This is a genomic window from Bradyrhizobium sp. UFLA05-112 (assembly GCF_053572325.1).
The window spans coordinates 1-19741 of record NZ_JBANBK010000070.1 but is presented as its reverse complement, the minus strand read 5'-3'; the positions used below and the strand labels follow the sequence as shown (position 1 = coordinate 19741).

At 63.3% G+C, this 19741-nt stretch carries 21 protein-coding genes; 19 read left to right on the top strand and 2 right to left on the bottom strand.

The annotated features are described in order from the left end of the window. Positions 1 to 434: 434 nt before the first annotated feature. The 15 genes from urtA to SO180_RS31300 all read left to right on the top strand — a co-directional run bounded on the left by urtA (position 435) and on the right by SO180_RS31300 (position 14478). A complete protein-coding gene (gene urtA, locus SO180_RS31370) occupies positions 435 to 1757 on the top strand; it encodes an urea ABC transporter substrate-binding protein (protein ID WP_449382697.1) in 1323 nt (440 codons plus the stop codon). Between the two features lie 83 nt (positions 1758 to 1840). Then, positions 1841 to 3448 (top strand): urea ABC transporter permease subunit UrtB, encoded by a 1608-nt coding sequence (gene urtB / locus SO180_RS31365; RefSeq protein ID WP_449382696.1) that lies wholly within the window; start codon positions 1841 to 1843, stop codon positions 3446 to 3448. Continuing rightward, the gene (urtC, locus tag SO180_RS31360; protein ID WP_449382695.1) at positions 3445 to 4623 is read left to right on the top strand and encodes an urea ABC transporter permease subunit UrtC; all 1179 of its coding nucleotides are present in this window, start codon (positions 3445 to 3447) and stop codon (positions 4621 to 4623) included. The genes urtB and urtC overlap by 4 nt, the downstream gene beginning before the upstream one ends. Next, positions 4620 to 5381: an urea ABC transporter ATP-binding protein UrtD gene (urtD, locus tag SO180_RS31355; protein ID WP_449382694.1), complete on the top strand. Its 762-nt coding sequence runs from the start codon at positions 4620 to 4622 to the stop codon at positions 5379 to 5381. Before urtC ends, urtD begins: the two co-directional genes overlap by 4 nt. Before the next feature lie 3 nt (positions 5382 to 5384). Beyond that, entirely contained in the window at positions 5385 to 6080 is a 696-nt protein-coding gene (gene urtE / locus SO180_RS31350) for an urea ABC transporter ATP-binding subunit UrtE (protein WP_449382693.1), read from the top strand. A gap of 35 nt (positions 6081 to 6115) precedes the next feature. Beyond that, the gene (locus SO180_RS31345) at positions 6116 to 6946 is read left to right on the top strand and encodes an urease accessory protein UreD (RefSeq protein WP_449382692.1); all 831 of its coding nucleotides are present in this window, start codon (positions 6116 to 6118) and stop codon (positions 6944 to 6946) included. A 24-nt stretch (positions 6947 to 6970) separates the two neighbouring features. After that, positions 6971 to 7273, top strand: a complete 303-nt coding sequence (locus tag SO180_RS31340; protein WP_449382691.1) for an urease subunit gamma — start codon at positions 6971 to 6973, stop codon at positions 7271 to 7273. A gap of 9 nt (positions 7274 to 7282) precedes the next feature. Further along, a complete protein-coding gene (locus SO180_RS31335) occupies positions 7283 to 7588 on the top strand; it encodes an urease subunit beta (protein WP_449382690.1) in 306 nt (101 codons plus the stop codon). Between the two features lie 57 nt (positions 7589 to 7645). Next, a complete protein-coding gene (locus SO180_RS31330) occupies positions 7646 to 8185 on the top strand; it encodes an HD domain-containing protein (protein ID WP_449382689.1) in 540 nt (179 codons plus the stop codon). Between the two features lie 34 nt (positions 8186 to 8219). Beyond that, a complete protein-coding gene (gene ureC, locus SO180_RS31325) occupies positions 8220 to 9935 on the top strand; it encodes an urease subunit alpha (RefSeq protein WP_449382688.1) in 1716 nt (571 codons plus the stop codon). A gap of 128 nt (positions 9936 to 10063) precedes the next feature. Then, positions 10064 to 10363: a putative quinol monooxygenase gene (locus SO180_RS31320; RefSeq protein WP_449382687.1), complete on the top strand. Its 300-nt coding sequence runs from the start codon at positions 10064 to 10066 to the stop codon at positions 10361 to 10363. A 13-nt stretch (positions 10364 to 10376) separates the two neighbouring features. Then, positions 10377 to 11000, top strand: a complete 624-nt coding sequence (locus SO180_RS31315) for an urease accessory protein UreE (protein WP_449382686.1) — start codon at positions 10377 to 10379, stop codon at positions 10998 to 11000. Continuing rightward, a complete protein-coding gene (locus tag SO180_RS31310; protein WP_449382719.1) occupies positions 10981 to 11706 on the top strand; it encodes an urease accessory protein UreF in 726 nt (241 codons plus the stop codon). The genes SO180_RS31315 and SO180_RS31310 overlap by 20 nt, the downstream gene beginning before the upstream one ends. A 165-nt stretch (positions 11707 to 11871) precedes the next feature. After that, the gene (ureG, locus tag SO180_RS31305) at positions 11872 to 12495 is read left to right on the top strand and encodes an urease accessory protein UreG (RefSeq protein WP_449382685.1); all 624 of its coding nucleotides are present in this window, start codon (positions 11872 to 11874) and stop codon (positions 12493 to 12495) included. Positions 12496 to 12819: 324 nt separating this feature from the next. After that, positions 12820 to 14478 (top strand): CHASE domain-containing protein, encoded by a 1659-nt coding sequence (locus tag SO180_RS31300; protein WP_449382684.1) that lies wholly within the window; start codon positions 12820 to 12822, stop codon positions 14476 to 14478. A gap of 156 nt (positions 14479 to 14634) precedes the next feature. On the opposite strand, the gene SO180_RS31295 is transcribed toward SO180_RS31300, so the two are convergent. Continuing rightward, positions 14635 to 15183, bottom strand: a complete 549-nt coding sequence (locus SO180_RS31295; protein WP_027521710.1) for a sigma-70 family RNA polymerase sigma factor — start codon at positions 15181 to 15183, stop codon at positions 14635 to 14637. Further along, complete coding sequence (locus SO180_RS31290) at positions 15183 to 15413, bottom strand: NepR family anti-sigma factor (protein ID WP_254102994.1); 231 nt, start codon at positions 15411 to 15413, stop codon at positions 15183 to 15185. The genes SO180_RS31295 and SO180_RS31290 overlap by 1 nt, the downstream gene beginning before the upstream one ends. 208 nt (positions 15414 to 15621) lie before the next feature. Between SO180_RS31290 and SO180_RS31285 the strand changes: the two genes are divergently transcribed. The 4 genes from SO180_RS31285 to SO180_RS31270 all read left to right on the top strand — a co-directional run bounded on the left by SO180_RS31285 (position 15622) and on the right by SO180_RS31270 (position 19582). Then, entirely contained in the window at positions 15622 to 16428 is an 807-nt protein-coding gene (locus SO180_RS31285; RefSeq protein ID WP_449382683.1) for a response regulator, read from the top strand. Between the two features lie 210 nt (positions 16429 to 16638). Next, positions 16639 to 17253 carry a nuclear transport factor 2 family protein gene (locus tag SO180_RS31280; protein WP_449382682.1) on the top strand — a complete coding sequence of 205 codons (615 nt, stop codon included), beginning with the start codon at positions 16639 to 16641 and terminating at the stop codon, positions 17251 to 17253. Between the two features lie 344 nt (positions 17254 to 17597). Then, entirely contained in the window at positions 17598 to 17912 is a 315-nt protein-coding gene (locus SO180_RS31275; RefSeq protein WP_449382681.1) for a hypothetical protein, read from the top strand. Positions 17913 to 18316: 404 nt separating this feature from the next. Beyond that, positions 18317 to 19582 carry a tyrosine-type recombinase/integrase gene (locus SO180_RS31270; RefSeq protein ID WP_449382680.1) on the top strand — a complete coding sequence of 422 codons (1266 nt, stop codon included), beginning with the start codon at positions 18317 to 18319 and terminating at the stop codon, positions 19580 to 19582. Positions 19583 to 19741 lie beyond the last annotated feature (159 nt).

The window sequence follows — 19741 nt, the reverse complement described above, 5'->3', positions numbered from 1 at the left end:
GGTGTCGGATTGCTTGATGAGAGGGGCAAGCCAGAGGCCCAAACGGGCTTAAGAACACGCGGCTTGCTACGACCCGTTGATCATTCGAATGATTCGGGTCTCAGGCCCTCATATGAAGCATCCCGGTGGCGCTTTCAAGACGGCGCGGCCGCAGCCTGGCGTTGCGGTGCACGAATAGTTATGCCGGAAATTTAGACAGCGGTCGATTATTGATCAAAAAACAGACTGTCTGCCGCTTAAGCATACATTTTTCATGCCCAATATTTGGGCGGGTCAAGTGTGGCAAATCCTTGGTTCCGGCAAATTTATTGTGCTAAATCAATAGCTTAGCCGTCTCATGGCCCATGGCACGGTTCTTGCGATTCCGTTAATCGCAGACGGCCGTGGGGCCGTCTCGCAGCGTTTTCACGTCTGCGTCAGGGAGATGATACCTCATGCTTACTAAATCCACTCACGATATAGCGGCGTCATTTAGCCGCCGCGGCTTGCTCGCCGCGACCGCCGGACTGATGCTGGGTCTGGCTTCCTTTACCGGCGCAAAGGCCGCAGACGACACCATTAAGGTCGGCGTGCTGCATTCTCTCTCAGGCACCATGGCCATCAGCGAGACCACGCTGAAAGATACCATCCTCTTCCTGATCGACGAGCAGAACAAGAAGGGCGGCGTGCTCGGCAAGAAGCTCGAGGCCGTCGTCGTCGATCCCGCTTCGAACTGGCCGCTGTTCGCCGAGAAGGCGCGCGAGCTGATCACCAAGGACAAGGTTGCCGTCGTGTTCGGCTGCTGGACCTCGGTGTCGCGCAAGTCGGTGCTCCCGGTCTTCAAGGAGCTTAACAACATCCTGTTCTACCCCGTGCAGTACGAGGGTGAGGAGAGCGAGCGCAACGTGTTCTACACGGGTGCCGCGCCGAACCAGCAGGCGATCCCCGCCGTCGACTACCTGATGAAGGAAGAGAAGGTGAAGCGCTGGGTGCTCGCGGGCACCGACTACGTCTATCCGCGTACCACCAACAAGATCCTGGAAGCCTACCTGAAGTCGAAGGGTGTCGCCCAGGAAGACATCATGATCAACTACACGCCGTTCGGTCACTCCGACTGGCAGACGATCGTGGCCGACATCAAGAAGTTCGGCTCGGCCGGCAAGAAGACCGCAGTGGTCTCGACCATCAACGGCGACGCCAACGTTCCCTTCTACAAGGAGCTCGGCAACCAGGGCATCAAGGCCAAGGACATCCCGGTGGTCGCGTTCTCGGTGGGTGAGGAAGAGCTCGCCGGCATCGACACCAAGCCGCTGGTCGGCCATCTCGCCGCCTGGAACTACTTCGAGTCGATCAAGACTCCGGCGAACGAGAAGTTCATCAAGGAGTGGCAGGCCTACACCAAGAACCCGAAGCGCACCACCAACGACCCGATGGAAGCGCACGTGATCGGTTTCAACATGTGGGTGAAGGCGGTCGAGAAGGTGAAGTCGACCGATCCGGACAAGGTGATCGATGCGCTTCCCGGCATCGAGGCGCCGAACCTCACCGGTGGCACCTCCAAGATGCTGCCGAACCACCACATCACCAAGCCGGTGTTCATCGGCGAGATCAAGGGCAACGGCCAGTTCGACGTGGTCTGGAAGACGCCGAGCCTCGTTCCGGGCGACGCCTGGTCGAAGGAGCTCGACGGCTCCAAGGACCTGATCGGCGACTGGGTCGAGAAGAAGTGCGGCAACTACAACGTCAAGACCAACAAGTGCCTCGGTTCGGGCTCCTGATCCAGGTCTGACATGATATGACGACACGGAGAGGGCGGCGATCCCGCCGCCCTCTCCATCCATTTCTGCCGGGGTAATTCACAGTGCTCGCAAAATTGCCAGCCCGTCTCTGCACGCTTGCGCTTTCGTTTTTCCTGATCGCGTTCGCGCTGCCGGCGTTAGCCGGTCCGTTCGAGGATGCGGTCGCCAAATTCGCCAACGACGATTTTTCCGACACCGAAGAAGCGATCGGCGTGGTCGCAAGCAGCGGCAATCCGCTCGCTTTTCCGATCATCAGCGCGTTGCAGGACGGCCGTCTGATGGCCGATCCGGACAGCAAGAAGGTTTATGTCACCGGCACCGACGGCAAGTCGATCGATGCCGCGACCGGCCAGCCGGTTGCGAGCGTACCCGACAGCGCAAGCGCCGTCCGGCTTAACAACCGTCTGCGCCGCAGCGTCGATGCCGCGCTCGGAAGTCTGACGCTCCAGTCGCCGGATCTTTCGACGCGCATCCAGGCCGCGCAATCCGTCTTCAAGTCGCATGAGGAGACGGCGCTCGATGCCGTCGATGCCGCGCTTGCCAAGGAAACCAACAAATCCGCCAAGGCCGCGCTCGGCGAAGCGCGTGCGGCGATCCTATTGTTCAAATCCGACGCGACCGAAGTCGAGAAGCTCGAAGCCGTCGCCATCCTCAAGGGGCGCGGCGACCAGGAAGCGTTGGCACTGCTGACCGGCATGGGCGACCAGCCGGCTTCGGTGACCAAGGCCGCGGCGGGCGCGATCGGCTCGATCCAGAGCTCGCTCGCGGTTTGGTCCACGGTGCAGAACGCCTGGTACGGCCTCTCGCTCGGCTCGGTGCTGCTGCTCGCCGCGATCGGCCTTGCCATCACCTTCGGCGTGATGGGCGTCATCAACATGGCCCATGGCGAGATGGTGATGCTGGGCGCCTACACCACCTTCGTGGTGCAGGAGGTGATCCGCACCCGCTATCCCGCTCTGTTCGACTATTCGCTGCTGATCGCCGTGCCGCTCGCCTTCCTGGTGTCGGGCGCGATCGGCGTCTTGATCGAGCGCAGCATCATCCGCTTCCTCTACGGTCGCCCGCTCGAAACGCTGCTCGCGACCTGGGGCCTGTCCCTGGTGCTGCAGCAAGCGGTGCGCACTGCGTTCGGTCCGACCAACCGCGAGGTCGGCAATCCTTCCTGGATGAGCGGCGCCTTCGAGCTCGGCCAGATCACCATCACCTATAACAGGCTCTGGATACTCTGCTTCACGCTCGCGGTGTTTGCGATCCTGCTTGCGATGCTGCGCTACACCGCGCTCGGTCTCGAAATGCGCGCGGTGACGCAGAACCGCCGCATGGCGGCCTCGATGGGCATCGCCACCTCGCGCGTCGACGCGCTGACCTTCGGCCTCGGCTCAGGCATTGCCGGCATCGCCGGCGTTGCGCTGTCGCAGATCGACAACGTCAGCCCCAATCTCGGCCAGAGCTACATCATCGACAGCTTCATGGTCGTGGTGTTCGGCGGGGTCGGAAATCTCTGGGGCACACTGGTCGGCGCATTCACGCTCGGCATCGCCAACAAGTTCCTGGAGCCGGTCGCCGGCGCCGTGCTCGGCAAGATCGCGATCCTGGTGCTGATCATCCTGTTCATTCAAAAGCGCCCGCGCGGCCTGTTCGCGCTCAAGGGCCGTGCGGTGGAAGCATGACCCCTCACATGCTCACGCGATCGCTCGACCGCGGCGCGACGCTGTTTCTCGCCATCGTCGCCGCCTGCGGCATCCTGATTCCGCTCTCCAACCTGCTGTTGCCCGCGGGCTCGTTCTTCCAGGTGCCGACCTATCTGGTGGCGCTCTGGGGCAAGTATGTCTGCTACGCCATTCTGGCGCTGTCGATCGACCTGATCTGGGGCTATTGCGGCATCCTCTCGCTCGGCCATGGCGCGTTCTTCGCGCTCGGCGGCTATGCCATGGGCATGTACCTGATGCGCCAGATCGGTACCCGCGGCGTCTATGGAAACCCGATCCTGCCCGACTTCATGGTGTTCCTGAACTGGCAGAAGCTGCCCTGGTACTGGTACGGCTTCGACATGTTCTGGTTCGCCGCCCTGATGGTGCTGTTCGTGCCCGGCCTGCTCGCCTTCTGCTTCGGCTGGCTCGCCTTTCGCTCGCGCGTCACCGGCGTGTACCTGTCGATCATCACGCAGGCGATGACCTATGCGCTCCTGCTCGGTTTCTTCCGCAACGATTTCGGCTTCGGCGGCAACAACGGCCTGACCGACTTCAAGGACATCCTTGGCTTCAACGTGCAGGCGGAGGGCACGCGCGCCACGCTGTTCGCGCTGAGCTGTCTCGCTCTGATCGCTGGCTTCCTGATCTGCCGGGCGATCGTCACGTCCAAGCTCGGCAAGGTGCTGATCGCGATCCGCGACGCGGAATCGCGCACGCGCTTCCTCGGCTACCGCGTCGAATCCTACAAGCTGTTCGTGTTCACGGTGTCGGCCTGCATGGCCGGCGTCGCCGGTGCGCTCTACGTTCCGCAGGTCGGCATCATCAACCCATCCGAATTCGCGCCGGGCAACTCGATCGAGGCGGTGATCTGGGTCGCGGTCGGCGGCCGCGGCACCCTTGTCGGCGCGGCGCTCGGCGCCGTCGTCGTCAACTATGCCAAGACGTTCTTCACCTCGGGCATGCTCGCGCCGTACTGGCTGTTCATGCTGGGTGCGCTGTTCATCCTGGTGACGCTGCTGCTGCCCAAGGGCATCGTCGGCACCTTCAATTCCTGGTGGGAGCCGTTCAAGGCGAAGCGCCCGGCGGCAACCACCGAGAGCGCAGCGCGAGAGGACGGCGTCAGCGAACCGAAGTTGGCGGAGCAGCGGAAATGAACGTCATGGATACCCGCGCGACCTCCGCGATGCTCTATCTCGACGGCGTGCACGTCTCGTTCGACGGCTTCCACGCCATCAACAATTTGTCGCTGACGCTCGCGCCCGGCGAGATGCGTGCGATCATCGGCCCGAACGGCGCCGGCAAGACCACGATGATGGACATCATCACCGGCAAGACCAAGCCGGACGAGGGCACCGTGCTGTTCGACGGCGTCACCGATCTGACGCGTCTCGACGAGACCCGCATTGCCGAGCTCGGCATCGGTCGCAAATTCCAGAAGCCGACCGTGTTCGAGAGTCAGACGGTCGAGGACAATCTTTTGCTCGCGCTCAACGTCGACCACTCGGTCCGCGGCACGCTGTTCTGGAGCGGCAGCAAGGCGGAATCCGAGCGCATCGACAAGGTGCTGGAGACCATCCGTCTCACCGATGCGCGGGGGCGCCTTGCCGGCAGCCTCAGCCATGGCCAGAAGCAGTGGCTGGAGATCGGCATGCTGCTGGCGCAGGATCCAAAGCTGCTGCTGGTCGACGAGCCCGTCGCGGGCATGACCGACGTCGAGACGCATCTCACCGCCGAGCTGCTCAAGGAGATCAACAAGACCCACACCGTGATGGTGGTCGAGCATGACATGACTTTTGTCCGCGAATTGGGCGTGAAGGTCACCTGCCTGCACGAAGGCTCGGTGCTTGCCGAAGGTACCATCGACCAGGTCTCGTCCAACGAGCGGGTCATCGAAGTCTATCTGGGACGCTGAGCGATGCTTGAGGTCAAGGACATCAATCTCTTTTACGGCGCGGCCCAGGCGCTGCGCGGAGTCTCGATCGCAGCCGAGCCGGGCAAGGTCACTTGCGTGCTCGGGCGCAACGGCGTCGGCAAGACCTCGCTGCTACGCGCCATGGTCGGCCAGTATCCGATCTCCTCGGGCGCGATCGTGTTCGACGGCGGCGATATCACCGCGCTCAAGCCTTACGAGCGCGCGCGCAAGGGCATCGGCTTCGTGCCGCAGGGCCGCGAGATCTTTCCGCTGCTGACGGTTGAGGAAAATCTCAAGACCGGCTTCGGCCCGCTCAAGCGCGACGAGCGCTTCATCCCCGACGACGTGTTCTCGCTGTTTCCGGTGCTGCAATCCATGCTCGGCCGGCGCGGCGGCGACCTCTCGGGCGGCCAGCAGCAACAGCTCGCGATCGGCCGTGCGCTGGTGATGCGGCCGAAATTGCTGCTGCTCGACGAGCCGACCGAGGGCATCCAGCCCTCGATCATCAAGGATATCGGCCGCGCGATCTCCTACCTGCGCAACCTCGGCAACATCGCCATCGTGCTGGTCGAACAATATCTCGACTTTGCCTGCGAACTCGGCGACAGTTTTGCGGTGATGGACCGCGGCGCGGTGAAATACACCTGCGACCGCTCCAACCTCGATCCGGGCGAGATCAGCCGCCAGATGGCGCTGTAAGCCTTTCATTCTGCCGCGACCGGCTGGGGAGGCGGATGCGCAGCGAACTATCAGCCACGTCCATGGTGTTCGAAGCGAACCGCGCCCGCGGCGCGGTGCGCTTCGACGTCCACGCGCGCGACGGCGTAACGCGCCGCGGGGCGCTGCATGAGTCCGGCTCCTTGCGCGTGCGTTTTCCTTCGCCGGAAGGCGAGGGGCTCTCGGGCGTGTTCGTGAACACGGCCGGTGGCGTTGCGGGCGGAGACCGCTTTGATATCGAAATCGCAGCGGGCCATGGCTCGCGCCTGACGCTGACCACGGCGGCAGCCGAGAAGGTCTATCGCGCGCCCGGCGCGCCGGCGAAGCTCAATATTGCCCTTAAGGCCGCCGCGGGCGCACATCTCGGCTGGCTGCCCCAGGAGACGATCCTGTTCGATCGCGCTCGTGTCCATCGCCGCTTCGACATCGAGCTCGATGAGTCGGCCTCGCTCCTGCTTTGCGAGATCGTGGTGTTCGGCCGCACCGCGATGGGCGAGCGCGTGGAGCAGGGCGAGTTCGTCGACCGCTGGCGGATGCGCCGCGGCGGCCGGCTGGTGTTCGCCGAGACAGTCAGGCTCGACGGCGATATCGGTCTCAAGCTGGCGCGCCCTGCCGTCGCCAAGGGCGGTGCTGCGATCGGCACCGCGCTGATCGTCCCCGGCGATGAGGCCCTGGTCGAGCGCATCAGGGAAGCCTCGGAATCTTTCGCCGGCGAGGTCGGGATATCCGCCTGGAATGGCTTTGCAATGGCGCGGTTCTGTGCCCAAGATGCGGCGCGCCTGCGCGCCGACATGATGGCGGTGCTGGCACGCACCGGCGCCGCTCTGCCGCGGCTGTGGCTGAATTGACGAACTCACGAACAGAGATTTTGCATGAACCTGTCTCCCCGCGAAAAGGACAAGCTTCTGGTCTCGATGGCTGCCATCGTGGCGCGGCGCAGGCTCGAGCGCGGCGTCAAGCTCAACCACCCCGAGGCGATCGCGATCATCTCCGATTTCATTCTGGAAGGAGCGCGTGACGGCCGCACCGTCGCCGAGTTGATGCAGGCCGGCGCGCAGGTCCTGACCCGCGACCAGGTGATGCCGGGCATCCCCGAGATGATCCAAGACATCCAGGTCGAAGCGACGTTCCCGGACGGGACGAAGCTCGTCACCGTGCATGAGCCGATCAGGTAGGAGCAGAGCATGATCCCCGGCGAACTCTTCATCAAGGACGGCGAGATCGAGCTCAACGCGGGCCGCAAGACCGTCACGCTGACCGTCGCCAACGCCGGCGACCGCCCGATCCAGGTCGGCTCGCACTATCATTTCTTCGAAACCAATCCAGCCTTGAAGTTCGATCGCAAGAAGGCCCGCGGCATGCGCCTCGACATCGCCGCAGGCACCGCCGTCCGCTTCGAGCCCGGCCAGACCCGCGACGTCCAGCTCGTCGCGCTCGCCGGCAAGAAAACCATCTACGGCTTTCGCGGCGACGTGATGGGGAAGCTGTGAGCCTCCAGGAACGAAGCGTGCGACGGCACGGTTGAGAGCGAAACGGAGGATCCCGCCATGCTCTCGCCAATCCGTCTTGTCTCTGAAGCTGGCGAATTCGCCGCGCACCGCCACAACGGGATGGCGCGCAAGGGGCGAGGGAATGAACCTTACGTCAATCATCTTGCCGAGGTCGCGAACCTGCTCGCCAACGCGACCGATGGTGCGGATGCCGAGCTCGTCGCCGCCGGCTGGCTGCACGACACGATCGAGGACACCGACACCACGCGCGAGGAGCTGGCGGAGAAATTCTCCGATCGCGTTGCCTTGCTCGTCGTCGAGTGCACCGACGACATGAACTTGCCGAAAGCCAAGCGGCGGCAAAAGCAGGTCGAGGACGCTCCTCACAAATCCGCCGGCGCAAAACTGATCAAGATCGCCGACAAGATCAGCAATATCGGCGCGCGCATTCATGCCGACCCGAGCCGCGAGGAGCGCGACGATCTCGTCGACTATACCGGCTGGGCCGAGCAGGTGGTCGCCGGTTGCCGCGGCGGCAATCAATGGCTCGATGCGAAATTCGACGATGCCGTGAAAGCAGCGAGGGCCTCGCTGTGACCGGCCAAACATTCAAATGCAAACGGGGCTCGTGATGTCCGTCAAGATGAAGCGTTCCGTCTATGCCGACATGTTCGGCCCGACCACCGGCGACAAGGTGCGGCTGGCCGACACTGATCTCGTCATCGAGGTCGAGAAGGATTTCACCATCTATGGCGAGGAGGTGAAGTTCGGCGGCGGCAAGGTGATCCGCGACGGCATGGGGCAGTCCCAGGTCACCAACAAGCAGGGCGCGGCCGACACGGTTATCACCAACGCGCTGATCATCGACCACTGGGGCATCGTCAAGGCCGACGTGGCGATCAAGGATGGCATGATCTCTGCGATCGGCAAGGCGGGTAACCCGGATATCCAGCCCGGCGTGACCATCGTCATCGGCCCCGGCACCGACGTGATTGCCGGCGAAGGCAAGATCCTTACGGCCGGCGGCTTCGACAGCCACATCCATTTCATCTGCCCGCAGCAGATCGAGCACGCGCTGATGAGCGGCGTCACCTCGATGCTGGGCGGCGGCACCGGTCCCTCGCACGGCACGTTCGCCACCACGTGTACGCCGGGTCCGTGGCACATCGGGCGGATGATCCAGTCATTCGACGCCTTCCCGGTCAACCTCGGCATTTCCGGCAAGGGCAACGCCTCGCGGCCCGCAGCGTTGGTCGAGATGATCAAAGCCGGCGCCTGCGCTCTCAAGCTGCATGAGGACTGGGGCACGACGCCGGCGGCGATCGACAACTGCCTTTCGGTTGCCGACGACTACGACGTCCAGGTCATGCTGCATTCCGATACGCTGAACGAGTCCGGCTTCGTCGAGGATACGATCAAGGCCTTCAAGGGCCGCACCATCCACGCCTTCCACACCGAGGGCGCCGGCGGCGGTCATGCCCCCGACATCATCAAGGTCGCGGGCCTGAAGAACGTGCTGCCGTCCTCGACCAATCCGACGCGCCCCTTCACCCGCAACACCATCGACGAGCATCTGGACATGCTGATGGTGTGCCACCACCTCGATCCCTCGATCGCCGAAGACCTCGCATTTGCCGAGAGCCGCATCCGCAAGGAGACCATCGCGGCCGAAGATATCCTGCATGACCTCGGCGCGCTCTCGATGATGTCCTCGGACTCGCAGGCCATGGGCCGGCTCGGCGAGGTCATCATCCGCACCTGGCAGACGGCCGACAAGATGAAAAAGCAGCGCGGGTCCCTGCCGCAGGACAAGGGCAAGGACAACGACAACTTTCGCGTCAAGCGCTACATCGCGAAATACACGATCAATCCCGCGATCGCTCATGGCGTCTCAAAACTGATCGGTTCGGTTGAGAAGGGCAAGCTCGCCGATCTCGTGCTGTGGTCGCCGGCCTTCTTCGGCGTCAAGCCGGACTGCATCGTCAAGGGCGGAACGATCGTCGCTGCTCCCATGGGTGATCCCAACGCCTCGATCCCGACGCCGCAGCCGGTGCATTACCAGCCGATGTTCGGAGCCTTTGGCAAGGCGCGCACGGCATCATCCGTCGTCTTCACCTCGAAGGCCGCGGTCACCGGCGGCCTCGCGCGAAAGCTCGGCATCGACAAGAAGCTCTATGCCGTCCAGAACACCCGCGGCAAGATCTCCAAGAAGAGCATGGTTCACAACGACGCCACGCCCAGTATCGAGGTCGATCCGGAGACCTATGAGGTGCGCGCCGACGGCGAGCTTCTCACCTGCGCGCCCGCCGAGGTGCTGCCGATGGCGCAGCGGTATTTCATGTACTGAAATTACCGTCGAACGCTGCGCCCTCGGAGCCTGTCCGAGGGCGCATTTTCCGGTTTTGCGTCTCGTCGCGCTTGGTCTAATGTCACGCCCGGTATCTTGAACCAGAAGAAAAGCCGGGAGGATTTCTCGTGATCTACGTCGTTGCCACCTTGACCATCAAGCCCGAAACGCGCGCCGAATTCATTGCAGCGGCCACCGCCTGCATCAAGGAGACGCGGAAGGAGCCCGACAATATCGCCTATGATCTGCACGAGAGCATCACCGATCACACCAAGATGGTGTTCGTCGAGCAGTGGGAGAATGCCGAGGCGCTGGTGCCGCATCGTGCCATGGAGCACGTGAAGACCTTCGGCCGCGTCGCGGTGAAGTGCTTTGCGGCGCCGCCGAAGGTGGAAGTGATCACGCCGGAAAAGGTCGAGACTCGGTAACAGGGAAAAGCACATGATCCGGGCGACGCAGGTCAGGGGGCAGCACCGCTTCACGGAAGCAGCGGCGGATACCGTCGTGCTCGATTTCGACGACCGGCACCGTCGCCGCATGGCGATGACGGGCACCCGCGGTCTTCAATTCCTGCTCGACCTGGAAAACGCCGTCGCGCTGCGCGGCGGCGATGCGCTGGTGCTGGAGGACGGCCGGCTGGTCGAGGTGGTCGCCGCTCCCGAGCCGCTGCTCGAGATCCGCGGCCACGATCCGCACCATCTCATCCGCGTCGCCTGGCATCTCGGCAACCGGCACCTGCCGACGCAGATCATGGCGAAGAGCCTACGTATCCGAAAGGATCACGTCATCGAGGCGATGGTGAAAGGTTTGGGTGCGCGGGTGATCGAGATCGAGGCTCCCTTCGATCCTGAAGGCGGCGCCTATGCCGATGCTGGCCACGCGCATGCTGATGATCATCGGCATGATGACCATGCGCATCATGGCCACGGGCATCACCACCACGATGATGACCATCACCACCATGATCATGCCGCGCATGATCACGGTCACCATCATCACCACGACGCGCATTGCGAGCATCCCGACCATCATCACGGCCACGGCCATGCTCATGACCACAAATGAGCCGGTTGACACCGGCCTGACCGAGCGTGAGGCGGCGGCGCTCTACCGGCTGATGACGTGGCTGTCGCCGGCGTTTCCCGTCGGCGGGTTCTCCTACTCCAGCGGCATCGAATGGGCGGTGGAGGCGGGCGACATCACCGATACGGCAACGCTCGCGAACTGGCTCGACGCGATGCTCGGCGATGGCGCAGGCTTTTGCGATGCCACCTTCCTGGTGCAGGCGTTTCGCGCGGTGGAGGCGGGCGATGAGGCTCGCTTGCGCGAAACTGCGGAGCTTGCGGCCGCCTTCGTGCCCTCGCGCGAGCGGCAGCTCGAGACCACCGCGCAGGGCCGCGCCTTCATCGACATCGCGCGCGCAGCCTGGAATGCGGATGGGCTGGACGCGATGGTCACGGCCTGCGCAGGGCCACTGGTCTATCCCGTCGCGGTCGGCGTGGTCGCTAGCGCCCATGGCATTCGGCTCGAGCCCACGCTGCACGCCTTTTTGCACGCGCTGGTCTCGAACTGGATTTCGGCGGCGAGTCGGCTGATCCCGCTCGGGCAGACCGACAGCCAGCGTGTGCTCGCTTCACTGGAGGTCGCCGTTGCCGCGACCGCCGCGCGCGCGTTGAGCGCGACCCTGGACGATCTCGGCAGCGCGACGTTCCGCGCCGATCTCGCAAGCCTGCGGCACGAGACCCAATATACGCGGCTGTTCAGGTCGTGATGGCTGCGGCAGAGTCCGTCGTCGTCCTGGCGAAAGCCAGGATCCATAACCACAAAGGCTCGTGGTTATGCACGGCTGTGGCCGCAGCCCGCCGCAACAGCAGAGTTCAGTGGTAATGGGTCCCGGCTTTCGCCAGGACGACGATACAAGGAAAGTGCAATCGATATGGCGACTTCTCACGGCCCCCTGCGTGTCGGTGTCGGCGGTCCCGTCGGATCGGGCAAGACCGCGCTGATGGATCTGCTCTGCAAGTCCATGCGCGAGCGCTACGACATCGCGGCGATCACCAACGACATCTACACCAAGTGGGATGCGGAATATCTCGTGCGCTCGGGCTCGCTGACGCCGGACCGCATCGCCGGCGTCGAAACCGGCGGCTGCCCGCATACCGCGATCCGCGAAGACGCTTCGATGAATCTGGCGGCGGTTGCCGATATGCGCGCAAAATTTCCCGGACTTGATCTGGTGCTGATCGAGTCCGGCGGCGACAATCTCGCTGCCACTTTTTCCCCGGAGCTCGCCGACATCACCATCTATGTCATCGACGTGGCCGCGGGCGACAAGATCCCGTCCAAGGGGGGGCCGGGCATCACGCGCTCCGACCTCCTGGTCATCAACAAGATCGACCTCGCACCGCATGTCGGCGCCTCGCTGGAGAAGATGCAGCTTGATGCCAAGCGGATGCGGGGCGAGCGGCCGTTCGTCATGACCAACCTGAAGAAGAGCGAGGGGCTCGACCGCATCATCGGCTTCATCGAGGCCAAAGGCGGGTTGAAAAGGGTGGGCTGACGAGGACGGATTGAAGGGCAGGTCGGACGCCTGGCTACATCAGCCAAGTCTGACACGAGTGTTAGTATCTGCCCGTTAATATCTGCGGCAAAATGTGTCTCCGCGGAACCAATGTTCGCCACGGTGATTAACTTACTTCGGTGCCCGGAGCGCTGACGCCCAGGCTGGCGGATTAAGCATTCCGGTCAACCCAAGTTGCGTCACGATGGCTCCTCCTTCATTATCGTCTTCCGTGGGGTCTCATTCTCTTTCGGCAATTGGCCGTTCGAGCGGCGTTCAGATGCTCCGTGTTATTCGCCAGCCTCTCACCTTCTGAGTAAACGAGTGGTTCGGCTGGGATTCATCATCGGTTTTATCGCGCTGCTCGGGATACTGCTCTCCGGGCTCGCGGCCTATCGCGTCCACGATCAGGAGCTGGCGATCGATCGCATCGCGCTGGCCCGCGCGATCGACGTTCATGCAAGCCTGGTGCAGGACCGACTGACCGAGCGCGAGCTTCTGGCGCGCGTCGCCTCCGGCCTGTTCCGCACGCCCGCCGTGATCAAGCCGAACATGCTGGAGCCGCTGCGCTCCGCCATCTACGCCTTCAAAACCGATTTCGTGGTCGCATCCTGGATCGCACGGCTCAAGCCGGCGGAGCTAAGCGCGGCGCAGGTGGCGCTCAGCTCCGCCGGCTTTCCCAATGCGAGCATCCGCAACTACGACGACACGCCGCTCGACACCACGAAGATCACCCAGCCGATCAACGTGCTGATGGATCTCGAGCCGCGCAGTGAGGAGACCAAGGCGCTGCCCGGCCGCAGCTTCGATCAGGACGGCGTGCGCGGCGCGATGCTGGCGCGCGCCATGGCCGAGAAGAAGTCGGTCGCCTCCGATCCGGTGCCGCTGCTCCGTCCCAACGGACCCATGGGCATCATCGTGGCCGCGCCCGTCATTCCGGAAGGGGCGACGGAGCCTGCGGGCTTCATCACGTTTTCCTACGAGCTCGCCTCGCTGATGCTGACCAATGACGACATGTCGCTGTTCTCCGTCGCATTGCGCGATCCGCGCGCGACGGGCGGCGAGCTGATCGCCAACGATCAGGGCGTCGTCAGCGCGCGGACTATCTCGCAGGATGGTCCACAGCCCTCCTCGACGCGCACGGTCAGCTTCGGCGGCCGCGACTGGCAGCTCAGCTACTTCGCCAAGACCAATTCGGCGCGGCGTGCCGAGCAGACCGCAGTCATCGTCGCGGCGATCGGCTTCGCCATCACGGCGATGGTGTGCGGTCTGTTCGGCTATGTCGCCTACAACAACTTGAGGCTCAGCCGCGAAATCCAGGTGCGGATCGGTTTCGAGCGCCGATTGACGGCCGTCATCGACGAGCTCAATCATCGCGTGAAGAACATTCTGGCGGTGATCCAGTCGATCGTGACGCGCACGCTGCGCCACGGTTCCGACATCGACGTGGCGCGTGAATTGTTGATCGGGCGCATTCACGCGATGTCCAACGTGGTTTCGCTGCTCAGCGAGAGCCAGTGGCAGGGCGTCAAGCTGAAAGGCCTGTTCGAGGCGCGCGCCATTCCGCATGCCGATCGCATCGCCATCAGCGGGCCCGACATCGCGGTCAGTGCGCGTGCCGCGCAGAGCCTGTCGCTGCTGTTCTTCGAGCTCGCCTCGCATTCCGACGAGGGCCTGTCGCTGGTCGGCAAGCATCCTCACATCACTGCGAACTGGACGGTGACGGGCGAGGCGCCCGATACGGTCTTCCATTTCCGCTGGGAGGAGTTCAACACCAGCGAGGCGACGCGGCGCGCGGATTCCGATTTCGGCCTGATCCTGCTCGACCGCGTCGCGCCCGAAGCGCTCGGCGGCACCGCCAAGCGCTACTTCACCGATGCCTCCTACGTCTACGAGTTGACCGCGCCGATGGAGACCGTCGTGGACATGACCGAGCGCGACCGCACGGAAAAATTCTCGGCGCCGGTCAGGCCGGTGCGCTGAAGTCGCCGCGATTTCCGCTTCCTCTCGCGCAAGGTAAGCAATGGGAGAAGGAAAGGCGTCCGAAGTCATCACTGTCCGAAGTCATCACTCACGCACGCCAAGGCGGCCACGGAAGTGGCCGCCTTTTCCTTGTCCACCACCGACCGAAGTTGTCCGTCAGCCGCCGCTGCCGCCGATCACGGCGCGCACGGTCTCGTCGGGGCCGAAATCTTCGGCGCCGTCGACATACAGCAGTGCCGCGAGCTTCGAGCGCGCGCGATTGACGCGGCTCTTGATCGTGCCGACCGCGCAGCCGCAGATCGAGGCCGCGTCCTCATAGGAGAAGCCGGACGCACCGACGAGGATCAGCGCCTCGCGCTGGTCCTGGGGCAGCTTGTCGAGGGCTGCACGAAACTCCTCGAACTCAAGATGCGCATTCTGCGACGGCTGGGTCTTCAGCGTCTTGGCATAGTTGCCTTCAGCATCCTCCACCTCCCGCCGCCGCTTGCGATAGTCGGAGCGGAACAGGTTGCGCAGGATGGTGAACAGCCAGGCCGGCAGGTTCGAGCCAGGCTGGAACGAGTCGATGTTGGCGAGTGCGCGCAACAACGTCTCCTGGACCAGATCGTCGGCTCTGTCGGCATTGCCGCTCAGTGAGATGGCGAACGCGCGCAGGCTCGGGACTGCTGCCAGGATGTCGTCGCGCAGGGATTCCGTGAGAGGCATTAGTCCCTCCCATTGTTGTCGTTGGATCCCCCATTGGTTTGATCTTGGGGTGTTCCTCCCGGCGCATCAAGCTTCTTGATCAGCTCGGCGAACCGCTCGGGAACCCCCTGCCGCACGACGTCGTCGTACATGGCGCGCAATTGATGGCCGATCCGGGATTGGATTTCCGGTGTCAGCCCTCCCTTGCCGGGGGTCGTGTTTCTACTGGCTTGAGATTTGAGATCTTTCATGACCTGTTCCACGTTTCCCCGAGTTAAGTCACTGTCAAATCGAGAAATTTTCTCAACCGGGAGCCGTTCCCTAGTAAGGCCTAATGCGAAGTTGCACAAAAAGTTCCAGCCGTTCCGGAACTTTTCTGTGGTTGAAGCGTAGTCACGCCAGCAGGGGAACCCGGGCCGCCCCTGGCCGATGTCTGGCCCGAAGACGAATGGAGTGGGGATGTCCCGATCACAGCTTGTTGCTGAACACTTGCCGTTGTTGCGCCGGTACGCGCGTGCCCTGACGGGCAGCCAGCCGTCCGGCGACGCCTATGTCGCAGCCATGTTGGAAGCCATGCTCGGGGATCCGTCGGTGCTCGATGAGAGCCACGGACCGCGTGCCGGCCTGTTCCGGCTGTTCACCCAGATCTGGAATTCGGTCTCGCTCAACGACGATGCTGAGGTGACGACGTTGCCGATGCCGCCGGAGCGACGGCTGTCGAACATTACGCCCTTGCCGCGCCAGGCCTTCCTGCTGCTGTCGCTCGAGGGATTTTCGGAGGAAGAGGTTGCCTTCATCCTCGGCACCGACGTCGGCGAAACGCGCAAGCTCGCGGATGCTGCAGGCCGCGAGATGGCGGCGGAGATCGCGACCGATGTGCTGATCATCGAGGACGAGACCTTCATCGCGATGGACCTCGAGAGCCTCGTGAAGAATCTCGGGCACAACGTTGTCGGCGTGGCCCGCACGCATGCGGATGCAGTGGCGCTCGCCAAGAACAAGCGGCCCGGCCTGATCCTCGCAGACATCCAGCTTGCCGACGGCTCCTCGGGCCTTGACGCAGTCAACGAGCTCCTGCGCAGCTTCGAGGTGCCGGTGGTGTTCATCACCGCTTATCCGGAGCGCTTCCTTACCGGCGAGCGGCCGGAGCCGGCGTTCCTGATCTCAAAGCCGTTCCAGCCCGCGATGGTCTCGGCGGTGGCGAGCCAGGCACTGTTCTTCCAGCGCAACTCCCGCAACCGCACGCCCAAGGCGCCCGCGGCGTAAGCAAGGCGCCCGCGGCGTAACGAAGGCGCCCGCGGCATAACGAAGCTGCGGCGCAAGACATAGAACGTCGTGACGAACTAATCCGGCGCGCCGACGAGGGTGTGCCGGATTTTTGTTGTTCGTCCGGCGCGCTTGACGGCCGCGGAATTCGTCCTCCATAGGTGATGGAAACGGTCGCGAGGCGGCCGGATCTGTCCGGAGAATTTGCCCATGCTCGATCAGTCACAGCTCGATCGCCTCGCTATCCGCGATCTCCTCGAGAACTGGGTGGTCTGGCGCGACGCTGGTGACTGGGAGCGCTTTGCCACAGTCTGGCATGCGGAGGGCTGGATGTCGGCGACCTGGTTTCAGGGCCCGGCGGCGGACTTCATCCGGGTGAGCCGCGAAGGTTTTGCCAAGGGTGTGCGCATCCTGCACTTCCTCGGCGGCACCAGCATCGATCTCGCCGGCGAGCGCGCCATCGCGCAGACCAAGATGACGATCTCGCAGCGGGCGCCGGTCCACGACGTCGTCTGCGACGTGGTCTGCACCGGACGCTTCTACGATTTCCTGGAGAAGCGGCAGGGCCAATGGGGCATCGTCCGCCGCCAGCCGATCTATGAGAAGGACCGGCTCGATCCGATCGATCCCGCCGCGGTCCTCCGGCTCGAGGCTGAGCGCTTGGCGGCGCTTCCCGAAGGTTACCGCCACCTCGGCTACATGCAGGAGTTGATCGGCTACAAGGTCAAGCGCGACATGCCCGGCCTGACCGGCGCCGAGGTCGAGAAGCTTTATGCGGAAGGGCGCGAGTGGCTGGGCGGCGCGGCGCGGTCAGGCGCAGCGTGATCGCGGATTCCGTGTATGTGGCAACTTGCCGCGCATCCTTGGTTGTGTCGCGCGCGATTCGAATGATCTGCTTTAGCCAGTCTTAACGTTTCGACGTGTACCCATGTCGTGGCGCAACTACCGGAAGTGTCGCGATCGTCGCAGCCGTCAAGAATACCGGCACTGCGAAGGCGGGCGTTTCCACTAGCGCCAATCCGAAGACTCAGCGGGGCGGCCTTCTTGGCTTCCCAGCGCTAGCCGGATGATCGCACACGAGGTTGCGAAGTCCGGCTCGGCCGCCCTGCTCCACGGCCATGTCGTTCGGAAATAATCAGCAGGGCCAGTTGCACTAACTGATCGTCCATATGGTGGAGGACGCTGTCGACGCGATGCCCGGTACGGGTTGCGCAGTTCGTGGTCTCGACCGTGCGCAAGGCAACGAAGTTCTGTTCAAAGTGTCCGATAACTTCCTCGGCATCGACAAGGATGACATCAGCGACATCCTCGAGCCGTCTTCACCATCAGGCGGGTCGGCGAGAGCACGGAGCTTGGCCTCTGGATCAGCTACGGCAGGCCATGCTGGCGTGGTAATTGTACGTGCGCAGCAATCGACGGGAGCGAGATACGATGCGGTCGATCTCAGCCCTGATCCTTTTGATCGCTTTGTGTGCATCGGCTAGCGCCGCTGCGGCCTCTCACTCACACCGCCGACATGGGGTTGTGCGCGGCAAGCAAGGCGTGGTCGTAGATACTGTTCCTGGCTTTGCCTACGCAACGCCTGGGCGGCCGATCCCCTACCACCCAGCACCATTCGATCGTCAGCCTGATCCGTATGACAATCGCTATCCGGACTGGGGAATGTAATCCGATGGGAGACAGTGGCCCCGCAGAAAAAAGTAAGGCGCGACTGGCATCACCCCGTCTGCGGGGCAATTCCGCCAGCGTTCACTGCGGCTCGCTGATAGCTTCTAACCGCTTGTTAGTTCTGCTATAATTCCCGCATTACATTCCGCCATCGTTCACGGAAGTTCGCCGGAATTCACCGCGATCCGTGTTCAATGGTGGGGCGGATGGTGGGGCGGGAATGGCCAAGAGGCAGTTGCACAAGCTCTCCGCGCGTGAAGCGGAGACAATCGCTAAGCCCGGACGCTACAGCGATGGCGGTGGGCTCTACCTCGCAATCGAGGCCGGCGCACACGGGCGGCGCCAATGGATTTTCCTGTACCGTGTGCGCGGCACCAGCAAGCGCCGAGAGATCGGTCTTGGCCCAGCCAAGGGGAAGGGCAAGGACGGCTTGTCGCCCGCCGATGCTCGCCTCAAGGCAGCAGATGCCCGCAAGATGCTGCTCCAGGGTAAGGACCCGGCGACGGAGCGACGGGCCGAAGCGGTGGCAGGCACCACGTTCGGACTATTCGCCGATGCCTTCTTGGCATCGATCAAGGCAGGCTTCAAAGGCAAGAATACGCTCGCGGACTGGAAGCGGGACCTTGAGGTGCGATGCAAACCCATCCGGGCGAAGAAGCTTGCTGACATCACCACCAACGACGTGTTGGCGATCCTGTCGCCGATATGGATGAGGATCAACCGCACGGCGCGTGAGACGCGAAGCCGGATTGAGCGCGTGCTCGACGTTGCGGATGCCAAGGGGCTCCGATCCAGCAAGAACCCCGCCATGTGGAAGACCCTGAAGCCGCTCTTGCCGAAGCCGAAGCGGTCAAAGCGCCACCACAAGGCCGCGCCCTACAAGGACGTGCCCGGCATCGTGCGGGCACTGCACGGCAAGCACGAAGCGGCCGACACGGCCGTGAACCTTGCCGCTGAATACATCATCCTAACAGCCGTGCGGACCAGTGAAGCCCGTTTCATGCGCGTGCGCGAGGTGGACTTCGCGGAACGGCTTTGGACCATCCCGGCGGACCGGATGAAGACGGAGGACGATCCTGAAGGCAAGGATTTCGAAGTGCCGCTCTGCGACCGCGCTATCGCGATCTTGAAAGCGGTCATTCCGAAGGACGCCGCGCCCGATGCCTACGTGTTTGCCGGGCAGTGGTCGAAGGACTACACCAAGCCGCTCGGCATGAATGCCGTGCTCCACGCACTTAAAGCAGTTTATCCGGCGATGACGACGCACGGTTGCCGGTCCAGTTTCCGCGATTGGGCGGGTGACGAAACGCGATTCGAACGCGAAATTGCGGAAATGGCATTGGCCCACAAGGTGGGCGACCAAACGGAGCAAGCCTACCGGCGTGGCAATGCATTGAAGAAGCGGCGACAGTTGATGGACGCTTGGGGCCGATACGTCGCGAACGGTTCCAATGTGATCCGACTTCCTCGTCGGGAGCCGGGATAGCTCGTTATGATGGTCGGGATTCGGTATGGGTTCCGAGATTGCATGCCGCCGGCTTCATCCTCGGGCTCCGACATTACGGCCTTACCGCTTGCATGAAGCACATGCCAAACCTCGCGCCTCGTGCAGAGGCTGATTGATCGAGAAGTGGGATATTCGACC

Coding starts and splice junctions, on each gene's coding strand:
- SO180_RS31315 (WP_449382686.1), top strand. CDS start 10,377: ATGATCCGGGCGACGCAGGTCAGGGGGCAGCACCGCTTCACGGAAGCA.
- SO180_RS31270 (WP_449382680.1), top strand. CDS start 18,317: ATGGCCAAGAGGCAGTTGCACAAGCTCTCCGCGCGTGAAGCGGAGACA.
- SO180_RS31290 (WP_254102994.1), bottom strand. CDS start 15,413: ATGAAAGATCTCAAATCTCAAGCCAGTAGAAACACGACCCCCGGCAAG.
- SO180_RS31330 (WP_449382689.1), top strand. CDS start 7,646: ATGCTCTCGCCAATCCGTCTTGTCTCTGAAGCTGGCGAATTCGCCGCG.
- urtE (WP_449382693.1), top strand. CDS start 5,385: ATGCTTGAGGTCAAGGACATCAATCTCTTTTACGGCGCGGCCCAGGCG.
- SO180_RS31335 (WP_449382690.1), top strand. CDS start 7,283: ATGATCCCCGGCGAACTCTTCATCAAGGACGGCGAGATCGAGCTCAAC.
- SO180_RS31295 (WP_027521710.1), bottom strand. CDS start 15,183: ATGCCTCTCACGGAATCCCTGCGCGACGACATCCTGGCAGCAGTCCCG.
- SO180_RS31340 (WP_449382691.1), top strand. CDS start 6,971: ATGAACCTGTCTCCCCGCGAAAAGGACAAGCTTCTGGTCTCGATGGCT.
- SO180_RS31275 (WP_449382681.1), top strand. CDS start 17,598: ATGGTGGAGGACGCTGTCGACGCGATGCCCGGTACGGGTTGCGCAGTT.
- SO180_RS31345 (WP_449382692.1), top strand. CDS start 6,116: ATGCGCAGCGAACTATCAGCCACGTCCATGGTGTTCGAAGCGAACCGC.
- SO180_RS31285 (WP_449382683.1), top strand. CDS start 15,622: ATGTCCCGATCACAGCTTGTTGCTGAACACTTGCCGTTGTTGCGCCGG.
- urtA (WP_449382697.1), top strand. CDS start 435: ATGCTTACTAAATCCACTCACGATATAGCGGCGTCATTTAGCCGCCGC.
- ureG (WP_449382685.1), top strand. CDS start 11,872: ATGGCGACTTCTCACGGCCCCCTGCGTGTCGGTGTCGGCGGTCCCGTC.
- ureC (WP_449382688.1), top strand. CDS start 8,220: ATGTCCGTCAAGATGAAGCGTTCCGTCTATGCCGACATGTTCGGCCCG.
- SO180_RS31280 (WP_449382682.1), top strand. CDS start 16,639: ATGCTCGATCAGTCACAGCTCGATCGCCTCGCTATCCGCGATCTCCTC.
- urtC (WP_449382695.1), top strand. CDS start 3,445: ATGACCCCTCACATGCTCACGCGATCGCTCGACCGCGGCGCGACGCTG.
- urtD (WP_449382694.1), top strand. CDS start 4,620: ATGAACGTCATGGATACCCGCGCGACCTCCGCGATGCTCTATCTCGAC.
- SO180_RS31310 (WP_449382719.1), top strand. CDS start 10,981: ATGCTCATGACCACAAATGAGCCGGTTGACACCGGCCTGACCGAGCGT.